Here is a 13,063-nt window from a genome sequence, read left to right on the forward strand (position 1 = left end):
GGGGGTTCCTTGATCAGTCCGCGCGCGGTAGGCTGTTCTGTTCGGTCAGGGTCTTGTCGTCGCTGATGGCGATGGGCGTACCGTTATCGAGCTTGATCTGGCCGGCAATCACTACTTCTTCACCGCGCTGCACGCCCTTGGTCACCAGGACCTGCCCGTCACGGCGCTCGCCGGTTTCGACAAAGCGCCGTTCGGCAATCAGGATCGGCTGGCCCTTGTCATCCTTCTCGACACTGCCATCGGCGGTTTTCTTCGGAGTGACCACGTACATGGAGTTGCCATAGAGGGTGTAGGTCACGGCGCTCTCCGGCACGACGATCCCGACGGCGAGGTCCGGCAGGATGACGTTCAGGTTGGCGAACATGCCGGGCAACAGCTTGCCGTCGGGGTTGGCGAGCGTGGCGCGCACGAGCACGTTACGGGTGCTGTCCTCGACCTTGGGGTTGATTGCGCTGATGGCGCCAACGAAGGTCTGGCCGGGATAGGCCGAGACGCTGACGTTGACTGGCTGGGCAACCGCCAGCCGAGGCACCGTCTGTTCAGGAACGTAGAAGTCGACGTACAGGCTGCTGAGGTCCTGCAGGGTCGCGATCACCGTGCCGCTGGCGAGGTAGTCGCCGACATCCACCTGGCGGATGCCGATGGTGCCGCTGAACGGCGCGACGATGTGTTTTTTCGCCAGCGAAGCCTTGAGCTGGTTCACCGTGGCCTGGTTCTTCTTCAACTGGGCCGAAAGCCGGTCGAACTCGCCCTTGGAAATCGCCTGGCTGCCCACCAGCTGTCGGCCACGGCCGAAATCCAGTTGCGACAGGCCAAGGTCGGCCTGGGCAGTTTCCAGCAGGGCGCTTTCGACTTCGCTGTCCAGTTGCAGGATCGGTTGCCCGGCCTTGACCTTCTGGCCGGATTCGAACTGGACCTTTTGCACGGTGCCGGCGATTTCCAGGCTCAGGTCGACGCCTTGCAATGCCTTGAGGCTGCCGACAGTGGGCAGGCGGGCTTGCCATGGCTGTTCGACGGCCTTGGCCACGGCGACGCTGACCGCAGGTTTGGGCGCAGAGAACATCTGGATCTGCTGATAGATGGAAAAGGCCTTGTAGCCCGCCAGCGCCAGTACCACCAGCAGGACAACACCCAACATGATCAGCATGCGGCGTCGCAGCATGTTCCACTTCCTTGGAAAATAGCCGAGAGAAATACAGACAGGCGGGCACCTTACCTTGAGTGCCCGGAGGATTCCAATCGGTGTTTGTCGGCAATGTGTAAGGTTTTTCCCTGCGCCCTCTGCGCTTGCAGCTCAGACCAGATGCAGATGGTTGTCCCAGAGCCCCGCCGGCAGGTCCAGCGGTTTTGCAACCAGTTGTGGCTGCCGACAATCGTAGTAGCGGCAACGCCCCTGGCCCGACGTCACGACAAACCCGTCGGCTACCGCGCCGACCCCGGCGCAGTCCGGCAGGGGCGCGTCGAGGCGAACCTCGCCGGTGTCCAGGTCCCAGATGAAAAAGCGGTTGCCCCGTGGCGCCGTCAGGGCCACCAGGCGCAGGTCGCTGTGCACGGCGACGCTGGCGGTGTAATGCCCCATGGCTTGCAGCTGGTATTCAGGTATCGGGAACGCCTTGAACGGTTGGCCCGGACGCTTGATCGCGAGCAATTCGGACGATTCGTGGGCCGCTCCCATGAACTGCTGACCGGTGACGATGGTGCCATCGCTGGCGATGCCCATATGGCGCACGCTGTTCATCTGCTGGGCGAGGGTTTCCTTGCTCAACAGCGTGCCATCGCGGTGCATCAGCACCAGGCTCGGCTCCATGGCGTCGAGGTTCATTTCGACCCGGCTCTCGGCCTCGGTGCGGATGCCGCCGTTGGCCACCACCAGCGTCTCACCGTCGGGCAGCCACGACACCTGGTGAGGGCCGATGCCGTGGGTGGACAGTTCGTCACTGTGCACCAGCCGTTCGCCTTCGAAACGGTACACGCCGAGCAGGCCGCGTCCCGGATCGCTGGTATCGTTTTCTGTGGCGTACAGCCATTCGCCGCTCTTGTGGATCACCGCATGACCGTAGAAATGCCGGTTCGGCAGCGAGGTGATGGTCTGCAGCAGCGTGCCGTCGCGCAGGTCGACCAGATAGCTTTCGGTGCCCGGGCGGCGGGCGACGAACAGGGCGATCGGCAGCGCAGGGTGATTGATGATGTCATGGCAGCGCTGGCCAACCTGGGTGGCGAACAACCGTGTGCCGTCCAGTCGATAGCCGACCGCGTAGTGCTTGCCGTCGGCATCGTCCCGTGCCGACAGCAGTAATGGACTCTTGTCCTTTTGCTTGAACAGCGTCCAGCCGCCCAGGGTGATGGCACCGAGCAGCAAGCTGCCCAGCGTCAGAGCCTGACGTCGAAACATGATCAGTCACCGTCGTTGGCGTTGAAGCCCAGTTGAATGCCCAGCGCCTTGGCCAGTTCGCCTTCATGCAGGCGATGGACGACGTTGAGGCTGTCGTACAAATCGTTGAGTTGCTGGCGCCCGGCGTCGTCACCGAGCATTTCGGTCAGTGAGCGCTGGCTGCTGGCGAACAGTTTCAACGAGGCGTCGTAGGCAGCGTCGATCTTGTCGGCCAGCGGCTTCTGCTCGCTTGGCAACAAACCTCGCAAGCCTTTGTTGTCGACGCCAACCCAAACGGTCCGGGCGGCGCTCAGGCTGGCCTCAAGCCCTTGCAGCGACGACTGGCTGCGCCACGCATCGGCCTGGAACGGTTGCGGCACGCCCTTGCTCTGGCGGCCCATCGGCGTGCCGAGTTTTTTCTTCAAGGTGTCCAGGGCGGTCACCTGGACCCGCAGCAGGTCGGCGATCGCTTCATGGGAATCGGCATAGCGCTGGTTCGGGAACTTGCTCATCTGGGCGAGCATGCCGTCGTTGGTGTTCCACCGCGACAGGATCTCTTCGGCCAGTTGCTTCTGGCGTTCGCCGATGGCGATCAGCAGCGGGCAGTACTTGGCTTTCTGGGCGCTGTCGGCCATGTCGATCTTGGCGTCGAACAGCAGGTATTCGTAGGCCGAGAGCCCCTGCACGACGACGCTGGACTTGGCCAGGCCGGCGGCGTCGATCTGCGGCTGGCTGTTGACCAGTTGCTCGACCTGGCGGCCGACGAGGTTTTTCTTGTCCGGCCAGAACTGTACCTGCCAGGCGCGGTTGCCCTCCGCCAGCGGCCCGATCAGCAGCGGCTGGAGTTCAGCCCAGGCTTTTTGTGCCTTGAGGAAATCGGCGCGGGCGGTTTCCAGGTTTTCCTTGCCCTGGCAGAACGCCAGGGCGCTGGTCGCCAGTTGGCGGTCGGCCTCGACCCAGCGACTGTAGGTCGGCAGGATCACCTGCTTGGCGATGGCGGCGGAGGTGACCGCTTGCGGGTCCTGGGGCGAGCAGGCACCCAGGGCGATGGCAGCGAGGCTGGTGAACAACAGCTTGGGACGGAACATGTCGGGCTCCCGTTTTCGGAAAGTGCGTTTAAAGAGAATTCAGGAAAGCCAGCAGCGCAGCGCGCTGCTCGGCATTGAATGCTAAAACCTGTCGCTGCGCCGCCCGGGCTTCGCCGCCATGCCAGAGCACGGCTTCGAGCAGGTTGCGGGCGCGACCGTCGTGGAGAAACTGGGTGTGGCCGTTGACGGTTTCGGTCAGGCCGATGCCCCACAGCGGCGGGGTCCGCCAGTCGCGGCCGCTGGCCTTGAATTCGCTGCGGTTGTCCGCCAGGCCTTCGCCCATGTCGTGCAACAGCAAGTCGGTATAGGGACGGATAACCTGGTTCGCCAGCTCGGGTTCGGCGGCATTGGCAGACGTCGTGTACTTGGGGGTGTGGCAGGACTGGCAACCGGCCTGGAAAAACAGATTCTTGCCCGCCAGCACCTGCGCCGAACCCACGTCGCGGCGGGCCGGCACGGCGAGGTTGCGGCTGTAGAACAGCACCAGTCGCAAAATGTTGTCGCTGACTTCCGGTTCGCCCTCCGGGCCGTTGCCGTTGGGCGCGCGCTGGCAATCGAGTTGGGCCTGGGTGCAGTCGTCGAAGGGCCGCAGGCTGGTCGTCAGGCCCATGTCGCCGGAGAACGCATGGACGTTCTGTTGATTGAGGTTCGGTTGTCCGGCCTTCCAGCCGAAGCGCCCCGGCACGGTTTTTTGCTGGACGTCGTCCCAGACCATGTTCGGGCGACCGGCGATGCCGTTGTTCTCCCGCGCCTGGGCCTCGGCATTGGCCAGGATGGCTGCATCGGGGATGGCCTCGAGCAGACCCAGGCCGATCATCGGCGGTGCGACACGGGCCGAAAATCGTGTGTCGGGGTGCATCGGGCCATAGCCCAACTGGCTGATCTGCAGGCTCGGCTTGCGCAATTCGACAACGGTGCCGTCCTCGAAGCGCACCGGGACGGGAGAGTAATCGACCCTGACCTTGCCTTCCGGCGCGACGCCCGGCACGGACATGTCCTGCAATTGTCCGCCGTAGACCGGCTCCGGTACGACGCCGAGTTGTTCGATGAGCTTGGCGTAGGGCGGCGCATCGGGGATCGACAGGCGTACCAGCATCGACACCGCGCTGCTGGCATCCGGCGCCGGCGGATGGCCGCGACCGTCCTTGATGTGGCAGTTCTGGCAGGCGTTGGTGTTGAACAGGGGGCCAAGGCCGTCCCGGGCGGTAGTGGTCGAGGGCGCGATTACCCAGGGGCTGCGGAAAAAACTGTTGCCGACGCTGAAGTCCACGCGCCGTGAGGGCGGCAGATTGGCCGAGGGCAGCGAGAAGGCGTTCTGGTCGGCCTTGCGTACTGTCGCGCTGCCGCCGGATCTGGCTTCGCCGGGCTCGGCCTGGGTAAAACGCGGGGCGTCATCGCAGGCCGTCAGGCCCAGGGCCATGAACAGAGCGCACAAGCGAAGAGGCAACGACAGCATTGGAAATCCTGCGGGACGAGTGAAACGCGGGCGCAAAGTCTAACAGGGTGGGGGAGTTTGAATAAGAGGAATTATCGTTTGGTTCGAGGCAGATGTTTCAACCGCGTGGCGGTGGACGGCCTTTTTCGACTATCGCCCCCAAGGGAGCAATAGTCGAGGCACACGCAGCTATCGGGGATTATTCGGCGTTGCACAGCGCCAGGCAGTTATCCAGCATGCGGTTGGAGAAACCCCATTCGTTGTCATACCAGGCCAGTACCTTGAGCAGCTTGCCGCTGGCCTTGGTGTGGTTGGCATCGAAGATCGACGACAGCGGGTTGTGGTTGAAGTCGCTGGAGACCAGCGGCAGGGTGTTGTAGCCAAGGATCTTCGAATGCTGGCTGGCCTGCTTGAGCAGCGCGTTGACCTCATCGGCCGAAGCTTCGCGCTTGAGCTGCACGGTCAGGTCCACCAGCGATACGTTGATCACCGGCACGCGCACGGCCATGCCGGTCAGCTTGCCCGCCAGCTCCGGCAGCACCAGGCCTACCGCTTCGGCGGCGCCGGTCTTGCTCGGGATCATGTTCTGGGTGGCCGAACGGGCGCGGTACGGGTCGCTGTGATAGACGTCGGTCAGGTTCTGGTCGTTGGTGTAGGCATGGATGGTGGTCATCAGGCCGCTTTCGATACCCAGCTCGCGGTGCAGCACCTGGGCCACCGGGGCCAGGCAGTTGGTGGTGCACGAAGCGTTGGAAATGATCTGGTGGGACTGGCGCAGGATGTCATGGTTCACGCCATACACCACGGTCGCGTCGGCGCCCTTGGCCGGGGCCGAAATGATCACCTTGCGGGCGCCGGCGCTGATGTGCGCGGCGGCCTTGGCACGGTCGGTGAACAGGCCGGTGCATTCGAACACGACGTCGATCTTTTCGGCGGCCCAGGGCAGTTCGGCCGGGTTGCGGATGGCACTGACCGCGATGCGGTCGCCATTGACCGTCAGGCTCTCATGATCGTGCTGCACGTCGGCATCAAAGGTGCCGTGGACGGTGTCGAACTTGAGCAGGTGAGCATTGATCGCGCTGTCACCCAGGTCGTTGATGGCGACGATCTGCAAGTCGCGACGATAGCCTTGGGTATACAGTGCACGGAGGACGTTGCGGCCGATGCGGCCAAAACCATTGATTGCGATTCGAAGAGTCATTAACTGCGCCGCCGTCGATTTGTTGTTGGAATTACAAGATTATTCGCATAAAAATAGAAAACAAGCCTTTTTAGTGGCAATATTTTGTTTTATCTACAACGAGTGACCTGAATCAACTGGTCCGATTGGTCAGAAACCGTCTGTCGCCCTGTCTTTGCCGCGGTGTGCAACGGGCTTCTGACCAGCATAGACAATCAGGTCGCCACATCCGTTAGCCTGGAGTTCTACATATGCATCCCCGCGTACTTGAGGTCACCGAACGGCTTATCGCCCGCAGTCGCGCTACACGCGAGGCTTACCTTGCATTGATCCGCGGTGCAGCCAGCGACGGTCCGATGCGCGGCAAGCTGCAATGCGCCAACTTCGCCCATGGCGTCGCCGGTTGCGGCACTGAAGACAAGCATCACCTGCGGATGATGAACGCCGCCAACATCGCCATCGTGTCGTCCTATAACGACATGCTCTCGGCCCACCAGCCGTACGAAACCTTCCCGGAACAAATCAAGAAAGCCCTGCGCGAGATCGGCTCGGTCGGCCAGTTCGCCGGCGGTACGCCAGCGATGTGCGACGGCGTGACCCAGGGCGAGGCGGGGATGGAGCTGAGCCTGCCGAGCCGCGAAGTGATCGCGTTGTCCACGGCGGTGGCGTTGTCCCACAACATGTTCGACGGTGCCTTGATGCTGGGCATCTGCGACAAGATCGTCCCGGGCCTGATGATGGGCGCGCTGCGCTTCGGTCATCTGCCGACGATCTTCGTGCCTGGCGGGCCGATGGTCTCGGGCATTTCCAACAAGGAAAAGGCCGATGTGCGCCAGCGCTATGCCGAAGGCAAGGCGACCCGCGAAGAGCTGCTGGAATCGGAGATGAAGTCCTACCACAGCCCAGGTACCTGCACGTTCTACGGTACCGCCAACACCAACCAGTTGCTGATGGAAGTAATGGGCTTGCACTTGCCGGGCGCCTCGTTCGTCAACCCGAACACGCCGCTGCGCGATGCCCTGACCCGCGAAGCGGCGTTCCAGGTGACGCGCCTGACCATGCAGAGCGGCAACTTCATGCCCATCGGCGAAATCGTCGATGAGCGTTCGCTGGTCAACTCCATCGTTGCGCTGCACGCCACCGGTGGCTCCACCAACCACACCCTGCACATGCCGGCCATCGCCATGGCGGCGGGCATCCAGCTGACCTGGCAGGACATGGCCGACCTCTCCGAAGTGGTGCCGACCCTGAGCCACGTCTACCCGAACGGCAAGGCCGATATCAACCACTTCCAGGCGGCGGGCGGCATGTCGTTCCTGATTCGCGAACTGCTGGAAGCCGGCCTGCTCCACGAAAACGTCAACACCGTGATGGGCCATGGCCTGAGCCGTTACACCCAGGAACCGTTCCTGGAGGACGGCGAACTGGTCTGGCGCGATGGCCCGACCGAAAGTCTCGACGAAAGCATCCTGCGTCCGGTAGCCCGGGCTTTCTCGCCGGAAGGCGGGTTGCGGGTGATGGAAGGCAACCTGGGCCGGGGCGTGATGAAGGTCTCGGCCGTGGCCCTGGAAAACCAGGTCGTCGAAGCCCCGGCGATGGTGTTCCAGGACCAGCAGGACCTGGCCGATGCGTTCAAGGCCGGTCTGCTGGAGAAGGATTTTGTCGCGGTGATGCGCTTCCAGGGCCCGCGCTCCAACGGCATGCCGGAGCTGCACAAGATGACGCCCTTTCTCGGCGTGCTGCAGGATCGCGGGTTCAAGGTAGCGTTGGTCACCGACGGGCGCATGTCCGGCGCATCGGGGAAAATCCCGGCGGCCATCCATGTCAGTCCCGAAGCCTATGTCGGCGGCGCGTTGGCTCGGGTGCGCGAGGGCGATATCATCCGCGTCGACGGCGTCAAAGGCACCTTGGAATTGAAAGTGGACGCCGAGGAATTCGCCGCGCGCGAACCGGCCAAGGGCCTGTTGGGCAACAACATCGGCACCGGTCGCGAGCTGTTCGGTTTCATGCGCATGGCCTTCAGCTCGGCAGAGCAGGGCGCCAGCGCCTTCACTTCTGCCCTGGAGACGCTTAATTGAAACTGGCTTTGGTCGGTGATATCGGTGGGACCAACGCACGTTTCGCGTTGTGGAAGAACCACAACCTGGAAAACATCCAGGTGCTGGCGACGGCGGATTACGCCTGCCCGGAAGATGCCATCAAGGTTTACCTGAGCGGCATGGGCATGGCGCCGGGTTCCATCGGCTCGGTGTGCCTGTCGGTGGCCGGCCCCGTGAGTGGCGATGAGTTTCGCTTCACCAACAATCACTGGCGCTTGAGCAACCTGGCGTTCTGCAAGACTTTGCAGGTGGAGAAGCTGCTGCTGGTCAACGATTTCTCCGCCATGGCGCTGGGCATGACCTGCTTGCGTCCCGATGAATACCGGGTCGTCTGCGAGGGCACGCCGGAGCCGATGCGCCCGGCGGTGGTGATCGGCCCGGGCACGGGGCTGGGCGTCGGTACGCTGCTGGACCTGGGCGAGGGCCGTTTCGCGGCGTTGCCGGGGGAGGGCGGGCATGTCGACCTGCCGATGAGCAGTCCGCGCGAGACCCAGCTCTGGCAGCACATCTACAACGAGATCGGCCATGTCAGCGCCGAAACGGCGCTGAGCGGCAGCGGTCTGCCTCGTGTGTACCGGGCGATCTGCGCGGTGGACGGCCATGAGCCGGTGCTTGATACCCCCGAGTCGATCACCGCCGCCGGCCTGGCCGGCGACCCGGTCGCCCTGGAGGTGCTCGAACAATTCTGCCGTTGGCTGGGGCGCGTGGCGGGCAACAACGTGCTCACCGTGGGCGGGCGTGGCGGCGTGTACATCGTCGGTGGCGTGGTCCCGCGCTTTGCCGATTTTTTTGTCGAGAGCGGCTTCGCCCGATGCTTCGCCGACAAGGGCTGCATGAGCGATTATTTCAAAGGCATTCCGGTCTGGCTGGTGACGGCGCCGTATTCCGGCCTGATGGGTGCGGGCGTGGCGTTGGAGCAGTCCTCCGCGATTTGAGATGTAGCCCTTGTGGGAGCGAGCCTGCTCGCGAAAGCGTTGTATCAGCCAGCATTTATGGCGACTGACACACCGCTTCGCGAGCAGGCTCGCTCCCACAGGGGTTGTGATGTGTTTGTAAAACCCGTCCATCAGGCATAATCGCCCCCAATTCAAACAACAAGGACGAGGCCCCGTGAGTTCAGTGAACAAATCGATTTTGCTGGTCGACGACGACCAGGAGATTCGCGAACTGCTGGACACTTACCTCAGTCGCGCGGGTTTCCAGGTGCGTACCACCCCCGATGGCGCCGGGTTTCGCCAGGCCCTCAACGAGGCGCCGAGCGACCTGGTGATCCTCGACGTGATGCTGCCCGACGAGGACGGCTTCAGCCTTTGCCGCTGGGTTCGCCAGCATCCGCGCCAGGCCCATGTGCCGATCATCATGCTCACCGCCAGTTCCGACGAGGCCGATCGGGTCATCGGCCTGGAGCTGGGGGCGGATGATTACCTGGGCAAGCCGTTCAGTCCTCGCGAATTGCAGGCGCGCATCAAGGCCTTGCTGCGACGGGCGCAGTTCGGCCAGGAGCGATCCGGCGGCGAAGTGCTGGCCTTCGATGAGTGGCGGCTGGACATGGTCAGCCACCGCCTGTTCCATGCCGATGGCGAAGAGGTGATCCTGTCGGGTGCCGATTTTGCCTTGCTCAAGCTGTTCCTCGATCATCCACAGGAAATCCTCGACCGCGACACCATCGGCAACGCCACCCGGGGGCGTGAATTGATGCCGCTGGACCGGATCGTCGACATGGCGGTGAGTCGCTTGCGCCAGCGCCTGCGCGATACCGACAAGCCGCCCCGATTGATCCGCACGGTGCGCGGCAGCGGTTATCAACTGGCGGCCAGTGTGGTTGCCAGCAATGGTCATTGAGGGAATCCGCAAGATTGCCCGACGGGTGCCCGTGCCGCGCTCGTTGCTCGGACGGATGCTGCTGCTGACGCTGCTGGTGGTGCTGTTCGCCCAGACGCTGTCCAGCCTGATCTGGGTTTCGCAACTGCGCGCCACGCAGCTCGAAGGCCTGGTCACCAGCGCCCGCAGCCTGGCTCACTCGATGACCGCCACCGTGACCTACCTGCGTTCGCTGCCGGTGGCCTATCGGCCGTTGGTGCTGGACCAGTTGCGCAGCATGGGCGGCACGCGGTTTGTCGTTACGCTCAATGACAAGCCGCTGGGCATGGATGTGCTGCCGGTCACGCCGCGCAAACTGGCGGTGCTCAAGGCCGTGGACGATGTGCTGCGCCGCTCCCTGGGCAATAACGCCGACATCTCCGTCAAGTTTGTCAGCCCCGAGGACCTGCGGATCTTCAACGGTGGGCTCAAGCTTGATGAATTGCCCCGTTCGTGGGCTCACTACGCCCTGACGCTCGAGCCAGTGAACCCGCCGGTACTGGTCACGCAGATCCAGATGGCGCCGGGCGAATGGCTGTACATCGCCTCGCTGCTGCCCGAACCCTATACCAGTCTTGAAGAGCAGGACCTGCCCAAGCAGCAGGTGGGCTTCATCGTGCTCACCAGTAGCCTGTTGCTGTTGTTTATCGGCTTGCTGGTGCATTGGCAGAGTCGTCCGCTCAAGCGCTTGGCCCGTGCCGCGCGGGACATGTCCCTGGGCGCGGAAGTGCAGCCCGTGGCCGAGGGCGGCGGCAGCGAAGTGGTGGAGGTGGGGCGTGCGTTCAATGCCATGCGCGAGCGTATCAGCCGCTACCTGACCGAGCGCAGCCAGTTGTTCAGCGCGATTTCCCACGACCTGCGCACACCGATCACCCGCCTGCGGCTGCGGGTCGAGTTGCTGGAGGATGAAAATCTGCAGGCCAAGTTCGGCCGCGACCTCGACGAGCTGGAGCTGCTGGTCAAGGGCGCGCTGCAATGCGTCAAGGACACGGATATTCACGAGAACATCGAGCCGGTGGACCTCAATCATGTGCTCGATTGCCTGGTGGAGCCTTACCTGGCGCCCCACGGCAACGGCCGGGTGACCCAGGATGGCCGGGCGTTGGCACCGTACCCGGGCAAACCGCTGGCCCTCAAGCGCTGCATCGGCAACCTGATCGACAACGCCTTGAAATACGGGCAGAGGGCCCACTTGCACATCGACGATGATGAAAACGCCTTCATCCTGCACGTTGACGATGAAGGCCCGGGCGTACCGGAACAACGCCTCGAACAGGTCTTCGAACCGCACTTTCGCCTGGCCGGGCAGCAGCAGGGATATGGCCTGGGGCTGGGCATCGCGCGCAACATCGCCCACAGCCATGGCGGCGAGGTGAGCCTGCAGAACCTGCGCGAGGGCGGGTTGCGGGTGACGTTGCAGTTGCCTCGCAGTGTGGATTAGCGGCACCGCGTCATCGTTCTTCGCGAGCAGGCTCGCTCCCACATTTGACCTCATTGAGCGCCCCTGTGGGAGCGAGCCTGCTCGCGAAGACGCCAGTCAATCCAACCCTTCTCTCAGTAAATGTCACAAGCCGGTGACATAACTCGCCCCTTTCGTTACCTGCCACCCATCCCGCCTTGTTTAGACTCCCTGCGTCAAAACAACAAAAAAGGTATCTCGATGGACACCTTCCAACCGGCGTTCAGCAGTTGGCTGAATGCGCCTGCCCATCAGCAGTGGCTCGCCGCCGAAGGTTTGCGGCTGCTGGCGTTCGCCAAGGCTTCGAAGCTGCCGGACGGTTTCGGCAACCTGGACGAGCTGGGTCGCCTGCCGGCCGGTGCGCGGGCCGAGACCATGAACACCGCACGCATGACCCACAGCTTCGCCATGGCCCACATCCAGGGCCTGCCGGGGTTCGCCGAGCTGGTGGATCATGGCGTCCAGGCCCTCGGCGGCGCGCTGCGCGATGCCGAACATGGCGGCTGGTTCGCCATGGCCGATCCCGATGCCAGCGACACCGGCAAGGCCGCTTACCTGCATGCTTTCGTGGCCTTGGCCGCCAGCTCCGCGGTAGTCGCGCAACGCCCCGGCGCCGAGGCATTGCTCAAGGAAGCGGTGCGGGTTATCGACGAGCATTTCTGGTGTGAAGAAGAGGGTGCCCTGCGCGAATCCTTCAACCGCGACTGGAGCGAGGAGGAAGCCTATCGCGGCGCCAACAGCAACATGCACGCCACCGAAGCCTTCCTGGCCCTGGCCGACGCCACGGACGACCCGCGCTGGTTGGCCCGCGCGCTGCGTATCGTCGAGCGGGTCATCCATGGTCATGCGGCCGCCAACGATTACATGGTGGTGGAGCATTTCGACCGCGACTGGCAACCGCTGCGCGAGTACAACCAGGACAATCCCGCCGATGGCTTTCGTCCCTACGGCACCACGCCCGGTCATGGTTTCGAATGGGCGCGGCTGCTGCTGCATCTGGAAGCCGCGCGCGTGCAGATCGGCATGCTGACACCGGGCTGGCTGGCCCAGGATGCGCAGAAACTTTTCGATCAGAATTGCCGCCATGGCTGGGACATCGATGGCGCGCCGGGAATCGTCTACACGCTGGACTGGGGCAATCGCGCCGTGGTTCGCCATCGCCTGCACTGGGTGCACGCCGAAGCGGCAGCGGCGGCCAGTGCCTTGCTCAAACGTACCGACGAGGCCCAATACGAAGTCTGGTACCGGCGTTTCTGGGAATTTTGTGACAAACATTTCATCGACCGCTGCAACGGCAGCTGGCATCACGAGCTGGACCCGCAGAACCGCCCCAGCGCCGACATCTGGCCGGGCAAACCGGATCTTTATCACGCCTGGCAAGCGGTGCTGATACCACGCTTGCCATTGGCGCCGAGCATGGCGTCGGCCTTGGCGCGATTATCCGATCCTGCACCTGTGTAACCATGTCGTGACATACACGCGTCCCTTCGTTACCTGCGAAGGGATTGCCCCTGATTAGAATCCATGCAGCGCAAGCACCAGACTTGCATGCATAACAACAAGAAAGGTAC

At 63.4% G+C, this 13,063-nt stretch carries 10 protein-coding genes; 5 read left to right on the forward strand and 5 right to left on the reverse strand.

Annotation, left to right across the window (positions count from 1 at the left end; translation table 11 throughout):
- Positions 1-13 precede the first annotated feature (13 nt).
- The 5 genes from M1E16_RS05895 to gap form a co-directional block, all read right to left on the reverse strand.
- Positions 14-1,162: an efflux RND transporter periplasmic adaptor subunit gene (locus M1E16_RS05895; protein WP_458129408.1), complete on the reverse strand. Its 1,149-nt coding sequence runs from the start codon at positions 1,160-1,162 to the stop codon at positions 14-16.
- 132 nt (positions 1,163-1,294) lie between these two features.
- A complete protein-coding gene (locus M1E16_RS05900) occupies positions 1,295-2,392 on the reverse strand; it encodes a DUF1513 domain-containing protein (RefSeq protein WP_458129409.1) in 1,098 nt (365 codons plus the stop codon).
- Positions 2,393-2,394: 2 nt separating this feature from the next.
- A complete protein-coding gene (locus M1E16_RS05905) occupies positions 2,395-3,459 on the reverse strand; it encodes an imelysin family protein (RefSeq protein WP_305496335.1) in 1,065 nt (354 codons plus the stop codon).
- 28 nt (positions 3,460-3,487) lie between these two features.
- On the reverse strand, positions 3,488-4,915 hold the full coding sequence (locus M1E16_RS05910; protein WP_458129410.1) for a di-heme oxidoreductase family protein: 1,428 nt from the start codon (positions 4,913-4,915) through the stop codon (positions 3,488-3,490).
- Positions 4,916-5,093: 178 nt separating this feature from the next.
- Complete coding sequence (gene gap, locus M1E16_RS05915; RefSeq protein ID WP_305496333.1) at positions 5,094-6,095, reverse strand: type I glyceraldehyde-3-phosphate dehydrogenase; 1,002 nt, start codon at positions 6,093-6,095, stop codon at positions 5,094-5,096.
- 230 nt (positions 6,096-6,325) lie between these two features.
- Here gap and edd point away from each other — a divergent pair, with 230 nt between their 5' ends.
- The 5 genes from edd to M1E16_RS05940 all read left to right on the forward strand — a co-directional run bounded on the left by edd (position 6,326) and on the right by M1E16_RS05940 (position 12,953).
- The gene (gene edd, locus M1E16_RS05920) at positions 6,326-8,152 is read left to right on the forward strand and encodes a phosphogluconate dehydratase (protein WP_434569583.1); all 1,827 of its coding nucleotides are present in this window, start codon (positions 6,326-6,328) and stop codon (positions 8,150-8,152) included.
- Positions 8,149-9,108, forward strand: coding sequence for a glucokinase (locus M1E16_RS05925; protein ID WP_458129411.1), 960 nt, complete (start codon positions 8,149-8,151; stop codon positions 9,106-9,108). The genes edd and M1E16_RS05925 overlap by 4 nt, the downstream gene beginning before the upstream one ends.
- A gap of 175 nt (positions 9,109-9,283) precedes the next feature.
- On the forward strand, positions 9,284-10,015 hold the full coding sequence (locus M1E16_RS05930) for a response regulator (protein WP_042730801.1): 732 nt from the start codon (positions 9,284-9,286) through the stop codon (positions 10,013-10,015).
- Positions 10,005-11,474: an ATP-binding protein gene (locus tag M1E16_RS05935; RefSeq protein WP_434625656.1), complete on the forward strand. Its 1,470-nt coding sequence runs from the start codon at positions 10,005-10,007 to the stop codon at positions 11,472-11,474. Before M1E16_RS05930 ends, M1E16_RS05935 begins: the two co-directional genes overlap by 11 nt.
- A 219-nt stretch (positions 11,475-11,693) precedes the next feature.
- Positions 11,694-12,953 carry a D-mannose isomerase gene (locus M1E16_RS05940; RefSeq protein WP_434695655.1) on the forward strand — a complete coding sequence of 420 codons (1,260 nt, stop codon included), beginning with the start codon at positions 11,694-11,696 and terminating at the stop codon, positions 12,951-12,953.
- Positions 12,954-13,063: the final 110 nt, after the last annotated feature.

The sequence above is a fragment of the Pseudomonas sp. Z2-11 genome, from assembly GCF_054161305.1.